Genomic DNA, 24,669 nt, shown 5'->3' with positions numbered 1-24,669 from the left:
TCGCGGCCCGGCTTGCAAGGAAGGGCGTTGCCCCGCTATCCGCGATCCGCTAACCCGTGCCGGCCATCATGAGGATTTCGCCATGCGTCTGTCGCGCTATTTCATGCCCGTCCTGAAGGAAGACCCCAAAGAGGCCCAGATCGTCAGCCACCGGCTGATGCTGCGTGCCGGCATGATCAAGCAGCAGGCGGCCGGCATCTATTCCTGGCTGCCTCTGGGCTTCAAGGTGCTGCGCCGCATCGAGCAGATCGTGCACGAGGAACAGGCCCGCGCCGGCCATGTCGCCATGCTGATGCCGACGCTGCAACCCGCCGACCTGTGGCGCGAGAGCGGCCGCTACGACGATTACGGCGAGGAGATGCTGCGCATCCGCGACCGCCACAAGCGCGACCTGCTTTACGGGCCCACCAACGAGGAGATGATCACCGACATCTTCCGCGGCCACGTGAACAGCTACAAGGATCTGCCGCTGACGCTGTATCACATCCAGTGGAAGTTCCGCGACGAGATCCGCCCCCGCTTCGGCGTCATGCGCGGGCGCGAGTTCCTGATGAAGGACGGCTACAATTTCGACCTGACCAAGGAAGACGCGCTGCATGCCTATAACCGGCACCTGGTCAGCTACCTGCGCACCTATGAGCGCATGGGGCTGCAGGCGATCCCGATGCGCGCCGACGGCGGCCCGATCGGCGGCGACTATACCCATGAATTCCTGGTGCTGGCCGAGACCGGCGAGTCGGAAGTGTTCTACGACAGCCAGATCACCGACCTGAAATTCGGCGACCGCCAGATCGATTACGACGATGTCGCGCAATGCCAGGCCGTGCTGGAGGAGTTCACCAGCCGCTATGCCCGTACCGACGAGACCCATGACGCGACGCTGTTCGAGCAGATCCCCGAGGAGCGCCGCCGCCAGGCGCGCGGCATCGAGGTCGGGCAGATCTTCTATTTCGGCACCAAGTATTCCGAGCCGATGGGCGCCACCGTGGTCGGCCCGGACGGCCAGCGCGTGCCGGTGCACATGGGCTCGCACGGCATCGGCGTCAGCCGCCTTCTGGGCGCCATCATCGAGGCCAGCCATGACGACAAGGGCATCATCTGGCCCGAGGGGGTGACGCCCTTCCATGCCGGGATCGTCAACCTCAAGCAGGGCGACGCCTCGACCGACGGTGCCTGCGAGGCGCTTTATGCCGAGCTCAAGGCGCAGGGTCTGGACCCGCTCTATGACGACCGCGACGAGCGGGCGGGGGCGAAATTCGCCACCATGGACCTGATCGGCCTGCCCTGGCGCATCACCGTCGGCCCGCGCGGGCTGGCGGCGAACAAGGTCGAGCTGACCTCGCGCCGCAGCGGCGAATCGGTCGAGCTGTCGCCGCAGGAGGCGGTGGCGCGGCTGAAGGAAATCTACCAGCCGGTCTTCGACGCCGCGAAATAGGCGCGGCCGCGTCCGGCGGTACGGTTGCCCCGGGTATTTGGGCAATGCAGAAACATGGGGCGGCGCGCAGGCGGCGCCCCCGGCTCGGGCGGTGCGGCCGGGTGGGTATTTGGAGAACGAAGAAGCCGCCTGCCCTTCCGCGCGGCGCCAGGCGGCATGGTTTCACGGTTTCGCGGTTTCGTGGTTCAAGAGTGAGCGGTTCATGGTGAAGAAGGCGCTGATTACCGGGGTGACGGGGCAGGATGGCTCCTACCTGGCCGAGTTCCTGCTGGAAAAGGGCTATGAGGTGCATGGCATCAAGCGCCGGTCCTCTTCCTTCAACACCCAGCGGGTCGATCAAATCTTCCAGGATCCGCATGAGGTCGCGCCGCGCTTCTTGCTGCATTACGGCGACCTGTCCGATGCCTCGAACCTGACTCGGATCATGGCCGAGGTGCGGCCGGACGAGGTCTATAACCTGGGTGCGCAATCCCATGTCGCGGTCAGTTTCGAGGCGCCGGAATATACGGCCGACGTTGACGGGCTGGGGACGCTGCGGCTGCTGGAGGCGATCCGTTTCCTGGGGCTGGAGCGGGTGACGCGGTTCTACCAGGCGTCGAGCTCCGAGCTTTACGGGCTGGTGCGCGAGGTGCCGCAGACCGAGCGCACGCCCTTTCACCCGCGCAGCCCCTATGCCGTGGCCAAGCTCTATGCCTATTGGATCACGGTGAACTATCGCGAGGCCTATGGGATTTTCGCCTGCAACGGCATCCTGTTCAACCACGAGAGCCCGCGCCGCGGCGAGACCTTCGTCACCCGCAAGATCACCCGCGGGCTGGCCAATCTTGCCCAGGGGGTCGGGGGTTGCCTGTACCTGGGCAACCTGGACGCGCTGCGCGACTGGGGCCATGCCCGCGACTATGTGCGCATGCAATGGCTGATGCTGCAATGCGATGCGCCCGACGATTACGTCATCGCCACCGGCGAGCAGCATTCCGTGCGCCAGTTCCTGACCTGGGCCGCCGAGGAGCTGGGCATCGCGCTGGAGTTTCGCGGCACGGGCTTGGATGAGGTCGCCCTGGTCGCCTCGGTCGCGGGCGACCGGGCGCCGGCCCTGCGTCCGGGCGATGTTGTGATGCGGGTCGATCCCAAGTATTTCCGCCCGGCCGAGGTGGCGAGCCTGCGGGGCGATGCCGCCAAGGCGCATCGGCGGCTGGGCTGGCGGCCCCGGACCGGCTTGCGCGAGATGATCGCCGAGATGGTCGCCGCCGACCTGCGGGCGGCACGGCAGAATGCGTTGCTGAAGCGGCATGGGCTGGGTCCGGCCGTCGCGCAGGAGGCGCGATAGATGGCACGGCTGTTCATCACCGGCGGGCATGGCATGGTCGGGCGCAACCTGCGCGCCCATCCCGGCATCGCCGCCTGGCAGGTGCTGGCGCCCGCGCGCACCGAGCTGGACCTGTGCGACGCGGACGCGCTGCGGGACTGGCTGGCGCGGCATCGCCCCGATGCGGTGGTCCATGCCGCGGGCGTGGTCGGGGGCATCCAGGCCAACCTGGCCGAGCCGATGCGGTATCTGATCGAGAACGCCCGCATCGGGCTGAACCTGATCGCCGCCTGCCGCGAGGCGCGTATCCCGGTGCTGATCAACCTGAGTTCGAGCTGCGTCTATCCGCGCGACCTGCATTGCGGCCTGGCCGAGGAGCAGATCCTGACCGGCCCGCTCGAGCCCAGCAACGAGGGCTATGCCTTGGCCAAGATCATGGCGATGCGGCTGGTGGACCATGCCTGCCGCGAGGATCGCGGCCTGCAATGGCGCACGCTGGTACCCTGCAACCTCTACGGCCCCTTCGACAAGTTCGACCCAGGCCAGTCGCACCTCCTGCCGGCGATCATCCACAAGATCCACCGCGCCAGGGTCGAGGGCCATGAGACGGTCGAGATCTGGGGCGACGGCACGGCCCGGCGCGAGTTCATGCATGCGGGCGACCTGGCCGAGGCGATCCTGCGGGCGCTGGCCGGTCCCTCGTCCGTGCCGGCAGTGATGAATATCGGGCCGGGCGTGGATCATGCCATCGACGACTATTACCGCATCGCGGCCGGGGTGATCGGCTGGCAGGGCCGTTTTGTCCACGACCTGGGCAAGCCGGTGGGCATGCGGCGCAAGCTCCTGTCCGTGGCGCGGCAGACGGAATGGGGCTGGGCGCCGCAAACCGGCCTGCGCGAGGGCATCGCCGCCACCTATGCCTGGTATCTGGAGCATCAGCCATGAGCGGCTTTCCCCTTGCCACTTCCAGCTGGGACGAGGCGGAACGGGCCGCCTTGCAACGGGTGATCGACTCGGACCGCTTTTCCATGGGCCCCGAGGTGGCGGCCTTCGAGGAAGAATTCGCCTGTTTCACCGGCAGCCGTTACGCGGTGATGGTGAACTCGGGCTCCTCGGCCAATCTCGCCATGGCGGCGGCGCTGCGCCATACGCAGAACCCCGCCTTGCGGCTGATGCCGGGCGACGAGGTGATCGTGCCGGCAGTCTCCTGGTCCACCACCTTCTTTCCGCTGCACCAATACGGGCTGCACCTGAAATTCGTCGACATCGACCGCGAGACGCTGAACTACGACCTTGCCGGGCTGGCCGGGGCGATTGGACCCCGCACCCGCGCGATCATGGCGGTGAACCTGCTGGGCAATCCCAATGATTTCGACGCGATCCGTGCCCTCATCGGCACCCGCAATATCGTGCTGATCGAGGATAATTGCGAATCGATGGGCGCCACCTTCGGCGGCCGGCAATGCGGCACCTTCGGGGTGATGGGGACGTTTTCGACCTTCTTCTCGCATCACATCTCGACCATGGAGGGGGGGCTGGTCGTCACCGATGACGAGGAACTTTACCACATCCTGCTGGCGCTGCGGGCGCATGGCTGGACGCGCGACCTGCCGAAATTCAACCGCGTGACCGGCGAGAAGAGCGACGATCCCTTCGAGGAAAGCTTTCGCTTCGTCCTGCCCGGCTACAACCTGCGTCCGCTGGAGATGTCGGGCGCCCTGGGCCGGGCGCAGCTGGAAAAGCTGCCGCGGCTGATCGAGGGGCGGCGCGCGAATGGCGCGCTCTGGCAGCAGGCGATGGCAGACCACCCGCTGTTCCGCATCCAGCGCGAAACCGGCAAAAGCAGCTGGTTCGGATTTTCGCTGGTGCTGCGGCCGGAAACGGGCCTGACGCGACGCGGGATTCTGGCCCGGCTCGGCGCCCTCGGGTTCGAGACCCGGCCCATCGTCAGCGGCAATTTCACCCAAAATCCCGTGCTGCGCCTGATGGATCACAGCCTGCATGGGCCGATGAGCCATGCCGAGGAGATCGACCGCAACGGCTTCTTCATCGGCAATCACCCTTATGACATGCACGAGGCGATCGGCATCCTTGCCGAATTTCGCGGCTGACCGGCAGGGTGCTGGACTTGCCGGCCCGGCTTGATCAGGATCGGCGCCAGGGTTTCGGGTGGGCGGTCATGGGTGCAATCTGGACAAGGCGGATCGGCGCGACGGTCCTGGTCGCCGCCCTGGTCGCGGGGACCGCTTTCCTGGTCTGGCCCGAACCGCCGCGCCCGGCGACGCCGGTGCCGACGCTGAGCCTGGCCGGGGATGCGGGATTCCAGGCGGAACTCGGCCCGCCGCGACCCGGATGGACCGCCCTGCCCGCCCAGGCGACCGGCCGCGCCGCCCCCGGCCCCGCGGGCCAGGGCTATCGCCACGAATGGCCGGGCTTTCACGCCTCGGCCCGGTTTCAGGGCACGGGGATCGTGCTGCGCTTCGACGATGCGGTCAATCGCTGGCGGGTGACGCTGGACGGCAAGGCGGTCGAGGTCTCGCGCCCCGGCCGGCAGGATCTGCATATCCGCGGCCTCGCCCCCGGCCGGCATGAGATCCGCGCCGAAAAGATCAGTGAATCCGCCGGCCCGGCGCTGTTCGGCGGCTTCTTCCTGGACGATTCGGCCCAGGCGCTGCCGCCGCCCGACCCGGCGCCGCGGCTGATCGAGTTCATCGGCGATTCCGATACCGTCGGCTTTGCCAATACCGCCAGCCGCCGCGATTGCGAGGCTGAGGAGATCTATGCCGCGACCGATACCAGCCGCGGCTTCGGCCCGCAGGTCGCGGCGGCGCTGGGCGCGGATTACCGCATCGTCGCCCGCTCGGGCATCGGGCTCTTGCGCAACTACGGCAGCGCCGAGCCCGACCGCACCATGGACCGGCTCTATCCCCTGGCCCTGCCGGGACAGCCGGATGCGGCCCCCCTGCCGGAGCGCAAGGCGGATATGGTGGTCATCGGGCTGGGCTCGAACGTGTTCGGCTCGGAACTCGCCCCCGGCGAACGCTGGAGCGACAAGGGCCAGCTGCGCCACGAGTTCGGCCCGGCGCTGGCCGATTTCGCCGCCGCCCGCGCGCAGGAAAACCCCGGCGCGACCCTGGTGCTGCTGGCCTTCGGCGAATACGGGCCCGAACTGGTCGAGGCGCATCGGACCGCCTCGGAACTGCTGGATCGCCGGGGCCTGGCCAACCGCCTGGTCGTGCTGGGCGATCCGCGGCGCAACGCCTGCCTGTGGCACCCCTCGGCCGAGGATCACGCGATGATCGCGCAGGCGCTGGTCGCGGCGCTGAAGGGGCCGGATCCGAACTGAACTGCACATTCTGTCTCTTGCGCCCGCCGGCGCCCGCCCGCAAACTCCACCCGACCCTGCCAGCCGAGCCGCCATGCATTCCCTCAGACCGACCCATAACCGCCTGCGCCGCCTTGCCGGGCTGGGCCCCGCGGATTTCTTTGCCACCGCCGTCGAGCGATGGGAGATCTCTCCGGCCGAGGTGGTCGAGGTCATGCCGGGCATCTGGCTGCCCGACCAGATCGAGCATATCGCGCGCACCGAGTTCGGCGCCCTGCCCGACATCCTGGAACAGATGCAGGGCAACCCGGCCGAGCAGACGCCGCCCACCATGGGCTATCGCTTCCGCGACGTGGATTTCGTCGATGGCGTGCTGCATGCGCGCGGGGCCGAGCGCCACCTGCGCCCGCACAAGCGCGCGCCCTTCAGCTATGCCCGGCCGCGCGAAAGCCTGTCGGGCGCGCTTTACGAAAGCTGGATCGGCAACCGCTGGTTCGGCAACTGGCTCTTGAACGACTGCCTTGCCTATCGCCTGGCCGAGGAGACGGGCGCGCCGGTGACCTCCGCGCCGCTGCGCGGCGGCCATATCGCGCGCTACGAGGAATTGCTGGGCATGGCGCCGCGCCGCATCGGCGACGTGCATTTCGACGAGCTGATCCTGTTCGACGACCTGCAAAGCAACAGCCACCGCCGCGCCCGCGCGCAGCGCAACCGCGCCCTGATCCTTCAGGGCCGGGCGCTGGAACCCCTGCCCGGCGTCTTCATCTTCCGCGGCGCCAGCGGCGATGCCCGCATCCTGGAGAACGAGGCCGAGATCGCCGAGCGGTTGGAGGCCGAATACGGTTTCCGCACCCTCTACATTGACCGCCAGGATGCCGACGAACTGGCCGCGGCGGCGGGCGCGGCCCGGATCGTGGCGGGGGTCGAGGGCAGCCAATTGGCCCATGGCGTCATCGCCATGGCGCCGGGCGGCACGGTGCTGACCTTGCAGCCGGCGGACCGGGTGACCACCTCGCTCAAGCTGCTGACGGATTGCTGGCAGCAGCATTACGCGATGGTGGTGGGGTCCGGCACAGCCCGCGGCTACCGGGTGGAATGGGACCAGATCCGGCGCACGCTCGACCTGATCGCGGCCCAAAACCCCTGAAACCCGTCCTAACAGTCAGGTTGAGTTTGCCGCGAGACATCGGAATATGGGGGCGGGCGACCCTTATTTCCCGCCGAAGTGATTAAGCAAGTGCATGGTGATGTTCGAAACTCTCCGGGATGACTACAGACGACACGGCCGTTCGCTGACCGAGCCCGCCTTCGTCTCGCTTGCCGTCTATCGCTATGGCCGCTGGGCCATCGGGGTGAAGAACCCGCTGCTGCGCTGGCTGGCCGGCAAGCCCTATGCGCTGATGAAGATCCTGATCCTGAACGTGACCAAGGTCTGGATCCCGCCGCAGGTGCGGCTGGGCAAGGATTTCCACATCATCCATGCCGAGGGCTCGCTGTCGATCCATCCCGAGGTGGTGATCGGCGACCGCTGCGGGGTGATGCACAATGTCACCATCGGCACCAACATGGGCCCCGGCGCGCCGGTGATCGGCGACGACGTGTTCATCGGCGTCAATTCCTGCGTGCTGGGCCCGATCACCATCGGCGACCGGGTGCGGATCGGCGCCAATACCGCGGTGACGACCAATGTGCCGCCGGATTCGGTGGTGATCGGCTCGCCCGCCAAGATCTATCCCAGCCTGCCGATCTTTGCCGCCAGAAAGAAGGCCCCCGCCGATGAGTGACGATTTCGACCGCAGCATGTGGCGCCTTCTGGCCGACAACCTGCCCGCCCGCGCCGACAAGATCGCCGCGGTGGACCAGGGCCGCGCGGTCACCTATGCCGAACTGGCGGCCGAGGCCGGGCGCGTGGCCGACTGGCTGGTCCGGCGCGGCATCCGGCCCGGAGACCGGGTGATCGCGCATCTGCGCAAGGGCATAGACGAGGTCGCGGCCATGTTCGGCGCCTGGAAGATGGGCGCCGTGGTCATCAACGTGAACATCCGCTGGACGCCCGCGCAGCTGGCCTATGTCGCCCGCGACAGCCGGGCGCGCGCGGCGATCCTGCCCCGCAACGCCCTGGAGGCGCTGGTGGGCGAACATGCCTTGCCCGAGGGCACGGCCTATCTTGTTCAGGGCAAGGCCGAGGGCCTTGTCCAGGGCGCGGACCCCTGGGGGGCGCTTGCCGCCGACCAGGCTTCCGCGCCCGACGAACCCGACCCGCGCGGCTTGGCGATGATCATCTACACCTCGGGCTCGACCGGCGCGCCCAAGGGGGTGATGCTCAGCCATCGCAACATCCGCGTGGGCGCCATCTCGGTCGCGGACTATCTGGGGCTGGACGAAAGCGACCGGCTGCTGTCGGTGCTGCCCTACAGTTTCGACGCCGGGCTGAACCAGCTGACCACCATGCTGCTGACGGGCGGGACGGTGGTGCACCAGCCGCTGACCATGCCGGCCGAGATCATCCGCATGGCCCAGGCCGAATCGGTGACGGGGATCGCCGGCGTGCCGCCCCTGTGGAACCAGATCGTGCGGCTGCTGGTGGATCGCCCGACCGACCTGCCGGCGCTGCGGCGCATCACCAATACCGGCGGCAAGATCCCCCCGAACATCCTGGAGCTGCTGCCGCAGGTATTTCCGGGCGTCGACATCTACCTGATGTATGGGCTGACCGAGGCCTTCCGCTCGACCTATCTGCCGCCCGAGAGATTCGCGGCCAAGATGGGCTCGATCGGCCGGCAGATCCCGAACGCGCAGGTCTTCGCCGTCAAGCATGGCGAGGGCGTGGCCGGTCCCGGCGAACAGGGCGAGCTGGTCCATGCCGGCCCGCTGGTCAGCATGGGCTATTGGGAAAAGCCCGAGGTGACGGCGCAGAAGATCCGCCCCTGCCCCGAACTGGCGCATCTGCTGGGCGACGAGCCGGTGGTCTGGTCGGGCGATCTGGTGCGCGTCGACGAGGATGGCGACCTGTGGTTCGTCAGCCGCATGGACGAGATGATCAAGACCCTGGGCTTCCGGCTGTCGCCGACCGAGGTCGAGGATGCGATCTCGCAAAGCGGGCTTGTGACCGACGTGGTGGCCTTCGGCGTCGAGGATGCGGACCTGGGCCAGGCGGTTCACGCGGTGGTGACCTATCTGCCGCAGGCCGACGAAACCGCGCTGGCCGCGCATTGCGCCCGCGCCATGCCGCATTACATGCGTCCGCAGCACTACCATCCCTGGCCAGGCGCCATGCCGCGCACCGCCAGCGGCAAGCTGGACCGCCCGGCCATCATTTCCGCCGCCCGTGCGGCATTGCATAACTGACCAGAAAGGCATTGGATCCATGAGCCTGAGCAAGGACGATCTGCTCCGCTATATCCGCAGCGAACTGAACATCGACACGCCGCTCGATGGCGATACCGAGCTTTTCTCGACCGGGATGCTGGATTCGGTGGCGATGGTCGGGCTGATCTCCTTTGTCGAGCAAAAGGCCGAGCTGCGGGTGCAGCCGGGCGACGTGACGCTGGAGAATTTCGACACGGTCGATGCCATCCTGGCCTATGTGCAGACCCTTGACTGACCTCGACCGCCACCTGGCCGAGGCCGCGGCGCGTTTCGGCACGCCCTGCTATGTCTATGCCACCGACCTGGTCGAGGAACGGCTGGCGCATCTGCGCGCGCATCTGGGGCGCTGGTTCGCCGTCAGCTTCGCGGTGAAAAGCAACCCGAACCCGGCCCTGCTGGACTGGATGCGGGGCCGGCTGGACTGCCTTGACATCTCCTCGGGCGGCGAGCTGGCGCTGGCGCAGGAGGCGGGCTGGGATGCGGAGCGGATCAGCTTCACCGGCCCGGCCAAGCGCGATGCCGAGTTGCGCGCCGCCACCCAGGCGGGCCTGGGCGAGCTGGTGCTGGAAAGCCTGCGCGAGGCGCGGCTGGCCGATGCCATCGCCGGCGAACTGGGCCGCGTGCAGCCGGTTCTGGTCCGCCTGGCGCCCGCGCGCGTGCCCAAGGGCTTCGGCGACCAGATGGCCGGCCGGCCCAGCCCCTTCGGCGTCGATGTCGAGGAGGCGGCCGAGATCCTGCCGCAGATCGCCGCCCTGCCGAACCTGAAGATCATCGGGCTGCACATCTATTCCGGCACGCAATGCCTGAAACCCGAGGCGATCTGCGAGAACTGGCGCATCTTCATGCAGGTGTTTGCCGATACCTGCGCGGCTCTGGACCTGCGCCCGGAAAAGCTGATCTTCGGCGCCGGCCTGGGCATTCCCTACCATCCCGGCGACAGCGCGCTGGACCTTGCCGCCATCGCCGCCGAGATCGGCCCCGAACTCGACGCCTTCGCCGCGCGCTTTTCCGCGACCCGGCTGGTGCTGGAGCTTGGCCGCTACCTGGTCGGGCCGGCGGGCTGGTTCGTGACCCGCGTCGTCTCGGTCAAGCAGTCGCGCGGCAGCCGAATCGCCATCTGCGACGGCGGGCTGAACGCCAACCTGGCCGCCTCGGGCAATTTCGGCATGGTGCTGCGGCGCAATTACGTCATGCACCGGGTCGGCGGCGACGAAGACGGCGCCCGGCCCGAGGAAAGGCAGGACATCTCCGGCCCGCTCTGCACCTCGATCGACAAGCTGGGCGGCGGTGTCGCCCTGCCCAGGCTGGAGGAAGGCGACCTGATCGCCATCCATGCCTGCGGCGCCTATGGGCCGACCGCCAGCCCGCTGCATTTCATCAGCCATCCCATGCCGGCTGAGCTGCTGCTGACCGGCGGGCAGATGCGCGACGTGACGCGAATCCGGGGCGGCTGAGGCCCCGGCGCGGCGCCTCGCGCGGCGGTGCGATAAAATATTCCTGATCCTGGATTTTTGCGTCGTTTTTATCGACCGGGTCGGTTGTGTTTTCCGCGCCTGCGCGTCTATTATCTGCGCACAGCCCGAACCGGAAAAGGAACACGATGGTCGAACAGAACCTGTTGCTCTTGCTTGTTCTGACGCCATTCGTGTCGGCCGCCCTGGCGGCCACACTTCCCATCGGGGCGCGCAATGCCGAAGCCTGGCTGGCCGGGCTGACGATGATCGTCGCGCTGGTGATCCTGGGCGTGCTTTACCCCGCCGTGACCGAGGGGCAGCACATCACCGGCACCTTCCACTGGGTCAGCTCCATCGGGCTTGACCTGACCTTCCGCATCGACGGGTTTTCCTGGCTGTTCATGGTGCTGGTGGCGGGAATCGGGTTCCTCGTGATCCTTTACGCGCGCTATTACATGTCGCCCGACGACCCGGTGCCGCGGCTCTATTCCAGCCTGCTGGCCTTTGCCGGTGCCATGTCGGGGCTGCTGCTGTCGGGCAACATCATCATGCTGGTGGTGTTCTGGGAACTGACCAGCATCGTGTCCTTCCTGCTGATCGGCTACTGGTTCCAGCGGCAGGACGCCCGCGACGGGGCGCGGATGTCGCTGATCGTGACCGCCTCGGGCGGGCTGTGCCTGATGGTGGCGATGATCCTGCTGGGCCAGATCGCCGGCAGCTACGACCTCGACGCCGTTCTGGCCGCCGGGCCGCAGATCACCAGCCATCGGCTTTATCCCGTGGTGCTGATCCTGTTCGTGCTGGGCGCCTTCACCAAATCGGCGCAATTCCCGTTCCATTTCTGGCTGCCCAACGCCATGGCGGCGCCGACGCCGGTCTCGGCCTATCTGCATTCGGCGACCATGGTGAAGGCCGGGGTCTTCGTGCTGTTGCGCTTTCACCCGGCGCTGGGGGGCACGGATGCCTGGTTCCAGATCGTCACCGGCATCGGCATGACCACGCTGCTCCTGGGGGCGGTGGTGGCGCTGTTCCGCCATGACCTCAAGGGGCTGCTGGCCTATTCCACCATCAGCCACCTGGGGCTGATCACGGCGCTGGCCGGGATCGGCAGTCCCTTTGCGCTGATCGCTGCGGTGTTCCACATCGTCAACCACGCCGTCTTCAAGGCCTCGCTGTTCATGGCCGCCGGCATTATCGACCACGAAACCGGCACCCGCGACATGCGCCGCCTGTCGGGCCTGGCGCGGGTGATGCCGGTCACGGCGATGCTGGCGATCATCGCCTCGGGCGCCATGGCAGGGGTGCCGCTGCTTAACGGCTTCCTGTCCAAGGAGATGTTCTTCGAGGCGACCTATGTCTGGAACAACGGCGGCTCGCTGGACAGTTTCGCGCCCTATGTCGCGGTGCTGGCCGGGGCGTTCAGCGCCGCCTATTCGTTGCGCTTCATCGTCACGGTGTTCTTCGGCCCGCCCGCCACCGACCTGCCGCAGGAACCGCATGAGCCGCCCCTGCTGATGCGCCTGCCGGTGGCGATCCTGGTGGCGATCTGCCTGGCGGTCGGCATGTTCCCGCAGCAGGTGCTGGGCACCTGGCTGCAGACCGCCAGCATGGCCGTGGTCGGCCCGGAACTGCCGCATTTCAGCCTGAAGATCTGGCACGGCGTCAGCCCGCCGCTGATCATGAGCCTGATCGCCATGTCGCTGGGCGCGCTGATCTACCTGCTGCCGCGCCGGCTGATCGATTCGGGCGAGGACGGCACGCGGGTGATGCGCCGGCTGGACTTTGCCCGCGGCTTCGACTGGCTGCTGCAGGTTTTTACCATCCGGCTGCCGCGCTTTGCGCTGCGGGTGCTGTCGGCGAACGGGCTGCAGTCGCAATTGCGTGCCATGGTGCTTTTGTCGCTGGCCGGGGCCTGGTTCGTGCTGCGCCGGCTGGACTGGAACGTGCCCATGCCCGAACTGGGCGCGAGCGAGCTGGTTTTTGCCCTGCTGTGGCTGGTCGGCGGCACCTGCGCCGTCGGCGCCGCCTGGCAGGCCAAGTATCACCGTTTCGCGGCGCTGGTGCTGATGGGCGGCGCGGGCCTGGTCACCTGCGCGACCTTCGTCTGGCTCTCGGCCCCCGACCTGGCCGTGACCCAGCTGCTGGTCGAGATCGCCACCACCGCGCTTTTGCTGCTGGGCCTGCGCTGGCTGCCCAAGCGCGACCAGGAGATCCCCGGCGACAACAACCTCACGGCCCGCTCGCGCCGCGCGCGCGACCTGCTGATCGCGCTGGCCTGCGGCACGGGCATGACGGCGCTGGCGCTGGCGGTGCTGCTGACCCCGCCCGGCACCTCGCTGGGCGACTGGTTCCTGCGCAATGCCTATGTCGAGGGCGGCGGCACCAATGTCGTCAACGTCATCCTGGTGGATTTCCGCGCCTTCGACACCTTCGGCGAGATCACCGTCCTCGCCGTCGTCGGGCTGACCGTCTATGCGCTGCTGCGCCGCTTCCGGCCCGCGCCCGAAAGCGTCGAACGCCCGCGCCCGCAGCTCGATGCCGAGGAACAGGCGCTGGAGGCCTATCTCTTCGTGCCCTCGGTGCTGATGCAATGGATGTTCGCGCCGATCATCGCGCTGTCGGCCTATCTGTTCTTCCGCGGCCACGACCTGCCCGGCGGGGGGTTCGCCGCCGGCGTCACCCTGGCCGTGGGCCTGCTCTTGCAATATGTCGCCGCCAATGTGCGCTGGGTCGAGGCGCGGATCACCGTGCTGCCGATGCGCTGGATGGCGGCGGGGCTGACCATCTCGGCGGCGGTCGGGGCCGGGTCGTGGATCTTCGGCTATCCCTTCCTCAGCGCGCATGCGCAGTATCTCGAGTTCCCGGTCATCGGCAAGGTGCCCTTCTCGACCGCGATGCTGTTCGATTTCGGCGTGTTCTCGACCGTTCTGGGCGCCATCGTGCTGATGCTGATCGCCATTGCCCACCAGTCGCTGCGCGTCGCCCCGCGCGCCCGGCCGCTGGAAACCGCCGAGGAGCCGCGCTGATGGAACTGATCCTTGCCCTTGCCATCGGCATCCTGGTCGGCTCCGGCGTCTGGCTGCTGCTGCGGCCGCGCTCCTACCAGGTCATCATCGGCCTATGCCTGCTGGCCTATGGCATCAACCTGTTCATCTTTGCCATGGGCCGGCTTTACGTCGGCGCCGCGCCGATCATGCCCAAGGGCGGCTTCGTCGATCCGACCGCCTATGCCGACCCGGTGCCGCAGGCGCTGGTGCTGACCGCCATCGTCATCAGCTTCGCCACCACGGCGCTGTTCCTGGTGCTGATGATCGCCTCGCGCGGGGCCACCGGCACCGACCACGTGGACGGCAAGGAGCGTCATCCATGATGAACGATGCGGCCATGCCCGACCACCTGATGATCGCGCCGATCCTGATCCCGCTGGTGGCCGGCGCGCTCATGCTGTTTTACAGCGACCGCAGCCGGCAGACCAAGCTGATCATCGGGCTGGTGGCGGTGGGGCTGACCTTCCTGGCCTCGGTCGAGCTGATGGCCGACGTCAAATCCGCGACCGAGCAGGGCGGCACGGTCGTCGGGCTTTACCGCCTGGGCGACTGGCCGGTGCCCATCGGCATCGTGCTGGTGCTGGACCGGCTTTCGGCGATGATGGTGATGCTGACCGCGCTTCTGGCCGCGCCCTCGCTGGTCTATGCCGCCGCCGGCTGGCACGGCAAGGGCCAGCATTACCACAGCATGTTCCAGTTCCTGCTGGCCGGGGTCAACGGCTCGTTCCTGACCGGCGACCTGTTCAACCTCTTCGTGTTCTTCGAGGTGATGCTCGCGGCCTCATACGGGCTGATGCTGCATGGCTCGGGCCCCGAGCGGATCAAGGCCGGGCTGCATTACCTGGCGGTGAACCTTGCGGCCTCGCTGTTCTTCCTGATCGGCGTTGCGCTGGTCTATGGCACCACCGGCACGCTGAACATGGCCGATATCGCCCGGGCCCTGCACTGGCTCGACGATGCCGAGCGGCTGCTGTTCCATGCCGCGGCGACCTTCCTGGGGCTTGCCTTCCTGATCAAGGCGGCGGCCTGGCCGCTGTGCTTCTGGCTGCCGCCGACCTATGGCGCCGCCTCGCCGCCCGCCGCCGCGATCATGGCGATCATGACCAAGGTCGGCATCTATGTCATCCTGCGGCTGTCGCTGCTGGTGCTGGGGCCGGATGCCGGGCCCTCGGCCGGCTTCGGCGCCTCGGTGCTGATGATCGGCGGCGTTCTGACCATGGCCTTCGGCATGATCGGCATCCTGGGCACGCCGGAACTGGCGCGCAAGGGCGGCTATCTGGCGATCATCTCGTCGGGGACGGTTCTGGCCGCGATCGGCTTTGCCCAGGCGGGGGGCGGCAGCTCGATGCTGGGCGGCGCGCTTTACTACATGGTGGGCTCGACCGCGGCCATCTCGGCCTTCTTCCTGATCGCCGAGCCGGTCAGCCGCAACGACGAGGGCGACGACGACGCCCCGGACGAGGGCGACGGCTTCGACCCGCTTTCGGAACGCTGGACGCCGATGGGGCTGGGCACGGTCGAGGACACCACCGCCCCCGCCAGCCAGCGCACCGTCAGCTGGCTGACCATGGCGATCTGCTTCGGTCTGGTCGCGGCGATGATCGCCGGCCTGCCGCCCATGCCGGGCTTCGTCGGCAAGTTCGCCATCCTGCGCGGTGCGGTGCAGGACAACCTGCCCGCCTCGGGCCATCTGCCGGTGATCCTGTGGGCCTATGCCGCCATGCTGATCCTGTCGGGCCTTGGGGCGCTGATCGCGCTGATGCGCTTCGGCATCCGCCGCTTCTGGGCCGAGGAAGGCCCGACCCCGCGCATCCTGGCGCTGGAGGTGGTGCCGGTGGTCATGCTGCTGGGCATGATCGGCCTGCAGACCGTGCGTTCGGATGCGCTGCTGGGCTATACCAGCGCCACGGCCGATGCGCTGCTCGAGCCCCGCGTCTATCGCAATGCCGTCCTGGCCGAGGCGCAGGACGTGCGCGCCGCACCGGTGCAAAGCCTTACCCCCGAGCCCGTTGCCGAGCCCGAGCCTACGCACGAGAATGGGCCAGAGGAGGTGGCGCAATGAATCGGCTCGTCCCCCATCCGCTGCTTTCAGCCGTGCTGGTGCTGATGTGGCTGTTCCTGACCGCCTTCACGCCGGGCCACCTGCTGCTCGGCACGCTGATCGCGCTGGGGGCGGGCTGGTCGGTCGAGCACCTGCATCCGCCCAGGCCCGTCTTCCGGCGCTGGCTGGCGATCCCAAGGCTGATGGCGGTGGTGGCGCTGGACATCCTGCGCTCCAATATCGCGGTGGCGCGGGTGCTGCTCCTTGGCCCCGACCATCCGAAGTACCATTCGGGCTTCGTCGAATTGACGCTGCGCCTGCGCGATCCCAATGCGCTGGCGGTGCTGGCGATCATCCTGACCGGCACGCCCGGCACCGCCTGGATCGAATTCGACCTGGAGGAGGGCCGGCTGCTGCTGCATGTCCTCGACCTGCGCAGCGACCACGACTGGCAAAGCCTGATCCGCGACCGCTACGAGGCGCTGCTCATGGAGATATTCGAATGACGGCCGAGTTGCTGCGATTTGCCCTGGGCTATGCCCAGATCGCCCTGATCCTGGCCCTGGCGCTGGCCTGCTGGCGCATGCTGCGCGGGCCGCGTGCGCAGGACCGCGTTCTGGCGCTCGACACCATGTATTCCATCGCCATGCTGCTGTTTCTGGTCATCGGCATGGGCAACGGCAATGTCTTCTTCTTCGAGGGCGCGCTGGTCATCGCCGTGCTGGGCTTTGTCACCACGGTCTGCGCCGCCAAGTTCCTGATGCGGGGCGAGGTGATCGAATGATGCATCTGGAGCAATTGCCGCCCTGGGCCGCCGTCATTATCGCGCTGTTCGTGGTCGTCGGCGCCTCGCTGACGCTGCTGGGCGGGGTCGGCCTGGTGCGGCTGAAAAGCTTCTACCAGCGGCTGCACGCGCCGACGCTGGGCTACAGCTATGGCACGCTGCTGATCATCCTGGCCTCGATGCTGATGTTCTCGCTGAGCGAGGGGCGCGTGGTGGTGCATGAGCTGATGATCGGCATCTTCATCATGATCTCGACCCCGATCACGCTGCTGATGCTGGGCCGGGCGGCGCTGCGCCGCGACCGCGACCGCAAGCTGGGCCATGACGAGCCGGTGCCGCCCCGCCGCCGCACCGAGCCGCCGCCCCCGACATCGAGGCCGATGCGGGGGTTGATGAGGATCCGCGACCCTAGCGCGATTGCGCCAGCACCTGCCGCAGCAAGGCGGGATCGACCGCATCGGTGACGAAGGCCTGGCCGATGCCGCGCGCCAGGACGAAGCGCAGCTTGCCGTCCTGCACTTTCTTGTCCTGGGCCATCAGCCCGATCAGCGCCTCGTCATCGGGCAGCTCGCCCGGAATGTCGGCAATGCGCGAGGGCAGGCCCATGGCGGCGAAATGCGCCGCCACCCGCGACGGCGCCTCCTGGCTGCACAGGCCCATCCGCGCGGACAGCTCGAAGGCCAGGGTGCAGCCGATGGCCACGCCTTCGCCATGCAGCAGCCGGTCGGAATAGCCGGTGGACGATTCCAGCGCATGGCCGAAGGTATGGCCCAGGTTCAGCAGCGCGCGCTCGCCCTGCTCGGTCTCGTCGCGCTGCACGATGCCGGCCTTCATCGCCACCGAATGGCGCACGGCGCGCTGGCGCAGCGCCGGATCGCTTGCCAGCCCCGCGGCATTGGCCTCGAGCCATGCGAAGAAGCCCTCGTCGCCCAAGAGCCCGTATTTCGCCACCTCGCCATAGCCGGCGCGGAAATCGCGCGGGCTCAGCGTGGTCAGCACGTCGATATCGGCCAGCACCAAGGCCGGCTGGTGAAAGGCGCCGATCAGGTTCTTGCCCTGCGGGCTGTTGATGCCGGTCTTGCCGCCTACCGAACTGTCCACCTGCGCCAGAAGCGTCGTCGGGATCTGCACGAAGCGCAGGCCGCGGCGCAGGATCGCGGCGGCGAAACCGGCCAGGTCGCCGATCACCCCGCCACCCAGCGCGATCACCAGATCCTTGCGCTCGACCTTCTGGGCCAGCAGCCATTCCACGGCGCGGCCCAGCTCGGCCCAGCATTTCGTGGCCTCGCCGGCGGGCAGGGCCAGGGCCGGCGCCTCGATCCCCTGCCGGGCCAGCGCCTCGCGCAGCGCCGGCAGGTGCAGCGCCGCCACCGTCTCGTCGGTCAGGATGGCGACGCGGCGGCGCCCGGCCAGCGCGACGATCTCCTCGCCTGCCCGGCCAAGCAGGCCCTGGCCGATGCGCACGTCATAGGAACGCGCGCCCAGGTCAACGTGAACGGTCTCGATGCTCATCTGCCCTCCAGGATCGCGGGGTCATGTGCGCGGATCGCGTCCAGCACGCGCTCCGCCGTCTGTTCGATGCTGTCGCCGCGCTGCGCGGGGACGCGGATGTCGGCCAGCGCATAGACCGGGCCGCGCTCGGCCAGCAGCCGCTCCAGCGTGCCGCGCGGGTCGGGGGTCTGCAGCAGCGGCCGCGTCGGGCGGTGCCGGACCCGGTGCCAGAGCGTCTCCAGATCGCAGTCGAGCCAGACCGAGACGCCGTCTTCGCCGATGCGGGCGCGATTCTCGGGGCGCAGCCAGGCGCCGCCGCCGGTCGAAACGATGCCGGGCCCCGAGGCCAGCACCCGGCCCAGCACTTCCGATTCGCGGGCGCGAAAGAATTCCTCGCCGTCGCGGGCAAAGATTTCCGGGATGGTCATGGCCGCCGCGCGCTCGATCTCGGCATCGGTATCCGAGAAGGGCCTGCGCAACCGGCGCGCAAGTTCGCCCCCGATCGCGGTCTTGCCCGCCCCCATCATTCCGATCAGCACGATGTTACGCCGCATCAACACCCGGTCCCTGCCTCATTCAACCGGACAGACTGATGGCGTGATCTTTCGGGAAATGCCATATATATTTCACGGGAACCGGCGACAGACCGGCATTGCAAGCATATCGAGGCGGAAGGGGCAATTCATGCGGCTTTTGAAGGTGGTGGTGGTTCTGGTCATCCTGATTCTGGCGGGCCTGGCCGGCTATGCCTATTTCGGCGACATGAGTTCGGACCCGCGCGAGATGCGCATGCCGGTCGAACTGGAGCTGGGCGCGCAGACAGCCGCCCCGGCCGCAGCGCCCGCGCCGGCACCGGCCCCCGCGGCGACCGCGGCCGCCGATGGCGGCGATGCCGCCCAGACCGCTGCGACGGCCGAGGATGCGGGGGCGGGGCAGAATGACCTCGACTGACGGCCTCGGCCTGGCCTGCGCCCTGGTGGCCGGGCTGGCGCTGGCCCTGCCGGCCGGGGCCAAGCCGCCGCTTTCGGCCAGCGACTGGCTGTCGGGCAGCGTGCGCGAGCCCGACAACATCTCGTCCTGGCGACCCGGCGACGCGCGCCCGCCCGAACTGCGGCAGCGCGCCAGGCGCGAGCTTGCCCCCACCGGCGCGGTCGAGCCGGTCGGCGTGACCCGGCTGGGCGAGGGCAATCCCGACGGCAAGGGCACGGTTTCGCCGCGCGCGGCCGGCCTGCCTCCGGATCTCTGGGGCGACAGCGAGGCGGCGGTGCTGGTGCGGCTGATCCGCGCCTCGAACCCGCGCCTGCCGGCGCTGCGGCGGCTGGAGCGGCGGCTGCTGGCCGCGCAGCTGCGCCCGGCCCGGACCGAGGCCGGACAGGAAGGCGCGCTGTTCCTGGCCCGCGTGGACAAGCTTCTGGATATGGGTGCCACTGGCGCCGCCAAGGAATTGCTCAAGGCCGCCGGTCCCGGCGACCCCGAGCGGTTCCGGCGGCTTTTCGACATCGCGCTCCTGTCCGGCGACGAGGCCCAGGCCTGCGAGACCATGGACCGCACCCCCGGCGTCGCGCCCAGCTTTCCGGCGCGCATCTTCTGCCTGGCCTTCGGCGGCGACTGGTCGGCTGCGGCGCTGGTGTTTCACGGCGCGCAGGCCATGGGGCGGATCGACCCGCAGATGGCGGCGCTTCTGGCGCATTACCTGGACGATGGCTATTCCGACAGCGCCGAGGAACTGGTGCCGCCCGCCGTGGTCACGCCGCTGGAGCTGCGCCTGCACGAGGCGATCGGCCAGCCCCTGCCCTCGTCCGGCCTGCCCCTGGCCTTCGCCCTGGCCGACCTGGACCAGAACGAGGGCTGGAAGGCCCGGCTGGACGCGGCCGAGCGGCTGGCGCGGGCCGGGGCGATCCCGGCCTCGCAGCTGCGCATGATCTATCTGGAGCAGAAGCCCGCCGCCTCGGGCGGGGTCTGGGACCGCGCCGGCGCCGTGCAGGCCCTGGCCGATGCGCTGCTGATGCGCGACCTGGCGGGGGTGGGCCATGCCCTGCCGCCTGCCTTCGACGCCATGGTCGCGGCCGGGCTTGGCCCGGCGCTGGCCGATATGGTCGGGGCCGAGGTCGGCGCACTGGGGCTGGATGGCCGCGCCGGCCGCATCGCGCTGTGGCTGGCGCTGCAAGCCGCGCAGCCGCAGGTGGTGCAGGCCCCGCCCGCCGATGCCGCCGGTTTCGACCTGTGGCTTCTGCGCTTTGCCGAGGGCGAGCCCGAAAGCGCCCCGCCGCCGGGCGAGGGCGAGCCGCGGGCGGCCGCGCTTTTCCCCGCTTTCCTGGGTCCGTCGGAGCGGAGCCTGCCGGAAGGCGCCGCGCAGCTGATCCTGGCCAACCGGCGGGGCGAGGCGCTGCTGGCCGCCATCGCCGATGTCGATGCCGGTCTGGACGGCGACCTGCCGCGCGCGGCGCAGGGCCTGCGCGTCCTGCGCGTGCTGGGCCAGCAGGAAATCGCGCGCCAGGCGGCGGTCGAGCTGATCCTGGCCCCGGTGATGACGCCCCCGCCGGGCTCCGGCCTGCCGTGAGCGGCCGGCTTGACGACCGAGGCCGGATCTCGGCCTTTCTCGACGCGCAGGCGGCCGAAGCGGGGGCGGCGCGCAACACGCTGCTGGCCTATGGCCGCGACCTGCGCGATTTCGTCGACTGGCTGGCGACGCGCGGCGGCACCCTGCTGACCGTCCCGCGCGAGGGGATCGAGGATTACCTGGCTTATTGCGACGCCCAGGGCCTTGCGCGGGCGACGCGGGCGCGGCGGCTGTCGGCGATCCGCCAGATCATGCGTTTCGCGCTGGACGAAGGCTGGCGCGAGGACGATCCCGCCGGCCGCATCAGCGGGCCGGGCCGGGTGCAGCGCCTGCCCAAGGTTCTGGACCGGGCCGAGGTGCAGGCCATGCTGGACGCCCTGCCCCGCATCGGCCGCAACGAGACCGAGCGCGTCCGCAACCTGGCGCTGGTCGAGCTGATCTATGCCACCGGCATGCGGGTGAGCGAACTGGTCTCGCTGCCCGTGGGCGCCTGCCGGGGCGACCCGGCGCTGCTGCTGATCCGCGGCAAGGGCGGCAAGGAGCGCATGGTGCCGCTGAGCGATCCGGCCCGCCGGGCGCTGGCCGCCTGGCTCAGGCGCCGCGACAATGCCCCCGCCGAAAGCCCGCTGGGCCGGCTGGTCGCAGGCAAGGGCGCGCGCTGGCTGTTTCCCGCCGCCTCGCGCGAGGGGCACATGACGCGCCAGGCGATGAACGCCCTGCTGGGCCAGCTGGCGCTGGCGGCGGGCATCGACCCGGCCCGCGTCTCGCCGCATGTGATCCGCCACGCCTTTGCCACGCATCTGCTGGAAGGCGGCGCCGACCTGCGGGCGATCCAGACGCTTCTGGGCCATGCCGACCTGGGCACGACCGAGATCTATACCCATGTCCTTGACACGCGGATGCGCGATCTGGTGCTGAACCATCATCCGCTGGCCCAAGCCCATCGCGACGACAAAGAGCCATGATCCCGCCGGCTGTTCCCGACCCGACCCCCGGCCATGACCCGGCCTTCTGGCTGATCGGCGCGGCGATCCTGCTGCTTCTGGCGCTTTCGGCCCTCTTCGCCGGGGCCGAGACGGCGCTGACCGCGGCAAGCCGCAGCAAGCTGCGCGCCCGCGCCGACAAGGGCGACCGGCGGGCGGCCGAGGCGCTGGCGGCCAAGGAGGACAGCGAAAACCTGAACGGCGCCATCCTTGTCGGAAACACTCTGGTCAAGATCCTGGCCGCCAGCCTTGCCGCGGCGCTTGGCCTGGGCTTGTCGGGCTGGAGCGGGGCGGCGCTGGCGGTGCTGGTCCTGGCGCTGGCAATGCTGGTGCTGGCCGAGGTTCTGCCCCGCAGCCTGGCCCGCCTTGCCCCCGAGGAGACGGCCGGCCGCCTCGCCCGCCCCCTGGCCCTGCTGGCCCGTATCCTTGCGCCGGTGGTCTGGGCGGCGCGGCTGACGGCGCGCGGCCTGCTGGCGCCTTTCGGCATCCGCGCCGGCAGCGCCGGCCCGGTGTTTTCCGTGCAGGACGAGATCGCCGATGCGCTGGCCGTGGCCGAGTCGAGCGGTGCCGTGCAGAAAGAGGAACGCGACCGGCTGCTGGGCGCGCTGGACCTGGGCGAGCGTTCGGTCGAGGAAGTGATGCTGCACCGCTCGGGCATCGCGATGATCGACGCCGGCCAGACTGCCGAAGAGGTGCTGGATCTGGTGCTGAAAAGCCCCCATACCCGCCTGCCCGTCTATCGCGGCGAGCGCGAGAACGTTATCGGCGTCATCCATGCCAAGGATCTCTTGCGCGGCGTGCGCCGGGCGCTTCAGGAAAGCGGCCCCGAGGCGCTGCGCGATTTCGACGTGCTCAGCACCGCCATGCCGCCCTATTTCGTGCCCGAGACCACGCCGCTGGACGAGCAGCTGCGCGAGTTCCTCAGGCGGCGGACGCATTTCGCGCTGGTGGTGGACGAATATGGCAGCCTGCGCGGCCTGATCACGCTCGAGGACATCCTGGAGGAGATCGTCGGCGAGATCACCGACGAACACGACATGGATGCCGTGCAATCGCTGCTGCCCGGCCCGCAGGGCGATTACCTGGTCGACGGCGCGATGACCATCCGCGACCTGAACCGGGCGCTGGACTGGTCCCTGCCCGACGACGAGGCCAACACGGTGGCCGGGCTGGTGATCCACATGGCCCAGTCGATCCCCGCGGCGGGCCAGGTGTTTTCCTTCCACGGCTACCGTTTCGAGGTGCTGGCGCGGCGGGAAAACCGCATCACCCGGCTGCGTATCCGCCCGCTGGGGGTGCCGCCGCCGGACAAGCCCGCCGCCGATCAGTGATCGGCCATGCCGGCGGCGCGCTTGGCCGCCTCGATGCTGCCGCCGGTGCCGTTGAAGAAGGCGTTCAGCGCCACCGCCGCGATGGTCGCCAGCAGGATGCCCGATTCGACCAGCGGGTGGATGGCATGCGGCATCCATTGCTTGAAGTCCGGGGCGATCAGCGGGATCATCCCGAAGCCGAGCGCTACCGCCACCACGAACAGGTTGTTGCGGTTGCCGGCGAAATCCACCGTAGACAGGATGCGGATACCCGTCGCCGCCACCATGCCGAACATGACGAGCCCCGCGCCGCCCAGCACCGGGGTCGGCAGCGATTCCACCGCCGCGCCCATCTTGGGCACCAGCCCGAACAGGATCAGGATCAGCCCTCCGGCGACGCAGATGAAGCGGCTCTTGATCCCGGTGACGCCGACAAGCCCGACGTTCTGGCTGAAGGAGGTATAGGGGAAGGTGTTGAAGATGCCGCCGATCAGCGTGCCCAGCCCATCGGTGCGCAGGCCCGCGGTCAGGCGCTGCGGCGTGACCTCGCGCCCGGTCATCTCTCCCAGCGCCAGGAACATGCCGGTTGATTCGATCATCACCACGATCATCACCAGCACCATGGTCACGATCAGCACCGGGTCAAAGATCGGCATGCCGAAATGGAAGGGCGCGACGATGCCGAACCAATGCGCCTCGGCCACTTTCTCGAAGGTCATCTGGCCCAGCAGGATGGTCAGGCCCGCGCCGATCAGCATGCCCAGAAGCACCGCGATATTGGCGACGAAGCCACGGCCGAAGCGGGCAATCAGCAGGATCGCCGCCAGCACCACGCCCGAGATGGCGATATTGATCGGCTGGGCGTAAAGCGGGTTCTGCACGCTGGGCGCGGGGGCAAAGCCCTCGGGCAGCGCCGGCACGGCGCCGGTCCCGGCCAGGTCGCGCAGCTGGTTCAGCCAGCCGACCGCCACCGGGTCCACCACCTTGGGCGCCGTCGGCCCGACCGGGTTGCCGAAGATCCAGTTGATCCCCACCCGCATCAGCGTGACGCCGATCACCAGGATGATGGTGCCGGTGACGAGCGGCGGAAAGAACTTCAGCATCCGCCCGACGAAAGGCGCGATGAGCATGGCCACGATGCCCGCGCCGATGATGGCGCCGAAGATCATCCGCGCCCCCTCGGGCCCCGGATAGGCGTTCGCCATGGCCACCATCGGCCCGACCGAGGCGAAGGTTACGCCCATCATCACCGGCAGCTGGATGCCGAACCAGCGCGTCATGCCCAGCGACTGGATGATGGTGGCGATGCCGCAGCAGAACAGGTCGGCCGAGATCAGGAAGGCCACGTCCTCGGGCGAGAGCCTCAGCGCCCGGCCGACGATCAGCGGCACCGCCACGGCGCCGGCATACATGACCAGGACATGCTGCAGGCCCAGGGTCGCCATCCGCAGCGGCGGCAGGATCTCGTCGACCGGATCGGCTGCGGATGTCGCGGTTCTTGCCATGAGGGGCCCCCTGTCTTGCCGATCATGCTTGCGTTTTCGCAAGACTGCGCTGGCGTCCG

23 protein-coding genes are annotated in these 24,669 nt (G+C 68.9%); 20 read left to right on the top strand and 3 right to left on the bottom strand.

The features are described 5' to 3' along the window. Positions 1 to 82 precede the first annotated feature (82 nt). The 16 genes from proS to mnhG all read left to right on the top strand — a co-directional run bounded on the left by proS (position 83) and on the right by mnhG (position 17,225). A complete protein-coding gene (gene proS, locus ESD82_RS04585) occupies positions 83 to 1,435 on the top strand; it encodes a proline--tRNA ligase (protein ID WP_024844703.1) in 1,353 nt (450 codons plus the stop codon). A 202-nt stretch (positions 1,436 to 1,637) separates the two neighbouring features. Next, positions 1,638 to 2,762 carry a GDP-mannose 4,6-dehydratase gene (gmd, locus tag ESD82_RS04580; protein ID WP_208852027.1) on the top strand — a complete coding sequence of 375 codons (1,125 nt, stop codon included), beginning with the start codon at positions 1,638 to 1,640 and terminating at the stop codon, positions 2,760 to 2,762. Beyond that, positions 2,763 to 3,686 carry a GDP-L-fucose synthase family protein gene (locus tag ESD82_RS04575; RefSeq protein ID WP_147428891.1) on the top strand — a complete coding sequence of 308 codons (924 nt, stop codon included), beginning with the start codon at positions 2,763 to 2,765 and terminating at the stop codon, positions 3,684 to 3,686. Beyond that, positions 3,683 to 4,852 carry a DegT/DnrJ/EryC1/StrS family aminotransferase gene (locus ESD82_RS04570; protein ID WP_147428892.1) on the top strand — a complete coding sequence of 390 codons (1,170 nt, stop codon included), beginning with the start codon at positions 3,683 to 3,685 and terminating at the stop codon, positions 4,850 to 4,852. The genes ESD82_RS04575 and ESD82_RS04570 overlap by 4 nt, the downstream gene beginning before the upstream one ends. A gap of 68 nt (positions 4,853 to 4,920) precedes the next feature. Further along, positions 4,921 to 6,087, top strand: a complete 1,167-nt coding sequence (locus tag ESD82_RS04565) for an SGNH/GDSL hydrolase family protein (RefSeq protein WP_147428893.1) — start codon at positions 4,921 to 4,923, stop codon at positions 6,085 to 6,087. Between the two features lie 73 nt (positions 6,088 to 6,160). Continuing rightward, on the top strand, positions 6,161 to 7,213 hold the full coding sequence (locus tag ESD82_RS04560) for a glycosyltransferase 61 family protein (protein WP_028709941.1): 1,053 nt from the start codon (positions 6,161 to 6,163) through the stop codon (positions 7,211 to 7,213). 100 nt (positions 7,214 to 7,313) lie between these two features. Beyond that, the gene (locus tag ESD82_RS04555) at positions 7,314 to 7,850 is read left to right on the top strand and encodes a serine O-acetyltransferase (protein WP_231486788.1); all 537 of its coding nucleotides are present in this window, start codon (positions 7,314 to 7,316) and stop codon (positions 7,848 to 7,850) included. Next, complete coding sequence (locus ESD82_RS04550) at positions 7,843 to 9,414, top strand: AMP-binding protein (protein ID WP_147428894.1); 1,572 nt, start codon at positions 7,843 to 7,845, stop codon at positions 9,412 to 9,414. The genes ESD82_RS04555 and ESD82_RS04550 overlap by 8 nt, the downstream gene beginning before the upstream one ends. A gap of 19 nt (positions 9,415 to 9,433) precedes the next feature. Further along, entirely contained in the window at positions 9,434 to 9,670 is a 237-nt protein-coding gene (locus ESD82_RS04545) for an acyl carrier protein (RefSeq protein WP_024844710.1), read from the top strand. Continuing rightward, positions 9,663 to 10,889, top strand: a complete 1,227-nt coding sequence (locus ESD82_RS04540; protein ID WP_244314452.1) for a type III PLP-dependent enzyme — start codon at positions 9,663 to 9,665, stop codon at positions 10,887 to 10,889. The genes ESD82_RS04545 and ESD82_RS04540 overlap by 8 nt, the downstream gene beginning before the upstream one ends. A gap of 146 nt (positions 10,890 to 11,035) precedes the next feature. After that, complete coding sequence (locus tag ESD82_RS04535; protein ID WP_024844712.1) at positions 11,036 to 13,915, top strand: monovalent cation/H+ antiporter subunit A; 2,880 nt, start codon at positions 11,036 to 11,038, stop codon at positions 13,913 to 13,915. Beyond that, positions 13,915 to 14,259: a Na+/H+ antiporter subunit C gene (locus tag ESD82_RS04530; RefSeq protein ID WP_024844713.1), complete on the top strand. Its 345-nt coding sequence runs from the start codon at positions 13,915 to 13,917 to the stop codon at positions 14,257 to 14,259. The genes ESD82_RS04535 and ESD82_RS04530 overlap by 1 nt, the downstream gene beginning before the upstream one ends. Next, a complete protein-coding gene (locus ESD82_RS04525) occupies positions 14,259 to 15,998 on the top strand; it encodes a monovalent cation/H+ antiporter subunit D (RefSeq protein ID WP_147429183.1) in 1,740 nt (579 codons plus the stop codon). The genes ESD82_RS04530 and ESD82_RS04525 overlap by 1 nt, the downstream gene beginning before the upstream one ends. Continuing rightward, positions 15,995 to 16,483: a Na+/H+ antiporter subunit E gene (locus ESD82_RS04520; RefSeq protein ID WP_024844715.1), complete on the top strand. Its 489-nt coding sequence runs from the start codon at positions 15,995 to 15,997 to the stop codon at positions 16,481 to 16,483. Before ESD82_RS04525 ends, ESD82_RS04520 begins: the two co-directional genes overlap by 4 nt. Continuing rightward, positions 16,480 to 16,761, top strand: a complete 282-nt coding sequence (locus tag ESD82_RS04515) for a K+/H+ antiporter subunit F (RefSeq protein ID WP_024844716.1) — start codon at positions 16,480 to 16,482, stop codon at positions 16,759 to 16,761. Before ESD82_RS04520 ends, ESD82_RS04515 begins: the two co-directional genes overlap by 4 nt. Then, positions 16,758 to 17,225, top strand: a complete 468-nt coding sequence (mnhG, locus tag ESD82_RS04510) for a monovalent cation/H(+) antiporter subunit G (RefSeq protein WP_244314451.1) — start codon at positions 16,758 to 16,760, stop codon at positions 17,223 to 17,225. Before ESD82_RS04515 ends, mnhG begins: the two co-directional genes overlap by 4 nt. Here the strand turns inward: mnhG and aroB are convergent. Then, a complete protein-coding gene (gene aroB / locus ESD82_RS04505; protein WP_147428895.1) occupies positions 17,170 to 18,273 on the bottom strand; it encodes a 3-dehydroquinate synthase in 1,104 nt (367 codons plus the stop codon). The two genes, mnhG and aroB, sit on opposite strands and share 56 nt — an antisense overlap. Beyond that, positions 18,270 to 18,806, bottom strand: a complete 537-nt coding sequence (locus ESD82_RS04500) for a shikimate kinase (RefSeq protein WP_024844719.1) — start codon at positions 18,804 to 18,806, stop codon at positions 18,270 to 18,272. Before ESD82_RS04500 ends, aroB begins: the two co-directional genes overlap by 4 nt. 130 nt (positions 18,807 to 18,936) lie before the next feature. On the opposite strand from ESD82_RS04500, the gene ESD82_RS04495 reads away from it, so the two are divergent. The 4 genes from ESD82_RS04495 to ESD82_RS04480 are packed head-to-tail and all read left to right on the top strand — an operon-like array spanning position 18,937 to position 23,126. Continuing rightward, the gene (locus ESD82_RS04495; RefSeq protein ID WP_147428896.1) at positions 18,937 to 19,203 is read left to right on the top strand and encodes a hypothetical protein; all 267 of its coding nucleotides are present in this window, start codon (positions 18,937 to 18,939) and stop codon (positions 19,201 to 19,203) included. Next, entirely contained in the window at positions 19,190 to 20,812 is a 1,623-nt protein-coding gene (locus tag ESD82_RS04490; RefSeq protein ID WP_024844721.1) for a hypothetical protein, read from the top strand. Before ESD82_RS04495 ends, ESD82_RS04490 begins: the two co-directional genes overlap by 14 nt. After that, positions 20,809 to 21,777, top strand: a complete 969-nt coding sequence (locus ESD82_RS04485) for a tyrosine recombinase (protein WP_147428897.1) — start codon at positions 20,809 to 20,811, stop codon at positions 21,775 to 21,777. The genes ESD82_RS04490 and ESD82_RS04485 overlap by 4 nt, the downstream gene beginning before the upstream one ends. Next, a complete protein-coding gene (locus tag ESD82_RS04480) occupies positions 21,774 to 23,126 on the top strand; it encodes an HlyC/CorC family transporter (protein WP_147428898.1) in 1,353 nt (450 codons plus the stop codon). Before ESD82_RS04485 ends, ESD82_RS04480 begins: the two co-directional genes overlap by 4 nt. Here the strand turns inward: ESD82_RS04480 and ESD82_RS04475 are convergent. Beyond that, positions 23,120 to 24,610, bottom strand: a complete 1,491-nt coding sequence (locus tag ESD82_RS04475) for a nucleobase:cation symporter-2 family protein (RefSeq protein ID WP_147428899.1) — start codon at positions 24,608 to 24,610, stop codon at positions 23,120 to 23,122. The genes ESD82_RS04480 and ESD82_RS04475 overlap by 7 nt on opposite strands. Between the last annotated feature and the right edge of the window lie 59 nt (positions 24,611 to 24,669).

This window comes from Paracoccus pantotrophus, from assembly GCF_008824185.1.
Taxonomy (GTDB): domain Bacteria; phylum Pseudomonadota; class Alphaproteobacteria; order Rhodobacterales; family Rhodobacteraceae; genus Paracoccus; species Paracoccus pantotrophus.
Note: the sequence above shows the minus strand (reverse complement) of the source record. Positions and strands in the feature narration are given on the sequence as shown.